The organism is Massilia sp. 2TAF26 (assembly GCF_052115005.1).
GTDB lineage: Bacteria > Pseudomonadota > Gammaproteobacteria > Burkholderiales > Burkholderiaceae_D > Telluria.
The window spans coordinates 1-480 of the sequence record NZ_JBFRFV010000111.1 but is presented as its reverse complement, the minus strand read 5'-3'; the positions used below and the strand labels follow the sequence as shown (position 1 = coordinate 480).

Below are 480 nucleotides of genomic sequence, written 5' to 3'. Positions count from 1 at the left end.
GCCCGCCACCTGGCCGCCAAGCGCCTGACCGAACAGTCCAGCCGCCACGACGACCTGTCGGCCCAGATCGAGCTGGCCCTCTCCCAGGACCGCGAGGACCTGATCCGCGCCGCGCCGGAGCACCAGCTGGACATCGAGGCCCAGGTCCCGGTGCTGGAGAACGCCGTCGCCGACGCCGCCCAGCGCCAGGCCGAGCTGGAAGGCTATCTGGCCGCCCTGCAGGCCACCCGCCGCGAGATGGCCGAGGACCTGACCGACCTGACCGCCGCTCGCGCCAAGACCCCGCAGCCGCCCACCGACGCCGAACTGGCGCGCGGGGCCAAGCTGTCGGAACTGGAGCGCTTGGCCCGCGGCCACCGCGTCGACGAACGGCTGGCCGCCCTGCGCGCCGCGCGCAACGGGAGCTGAGCCGATGTGGGGGTTCCTGTCGGCCGACGGCAACACGATCTTCCTGGCCGCCCTTCTGCTGATGCTGTTGAT

Annotated in this window: 1 protein-coding gene; it reads left to right on the top strand. The window is 73.1% G+C overall.

Features of this window, described 5'->3' with window-relative positions; genetic code table 11:
* A partial coding sequence (locus AB4Z32_RS27690) for a PspA/IM30 family protein (protein WP_442125014.1) occupies positions 1–408 on the top strand: 408 nt, incomplete at its 5' end.
* Positions 409–480 lie beyond the last annotated feature (72 nt).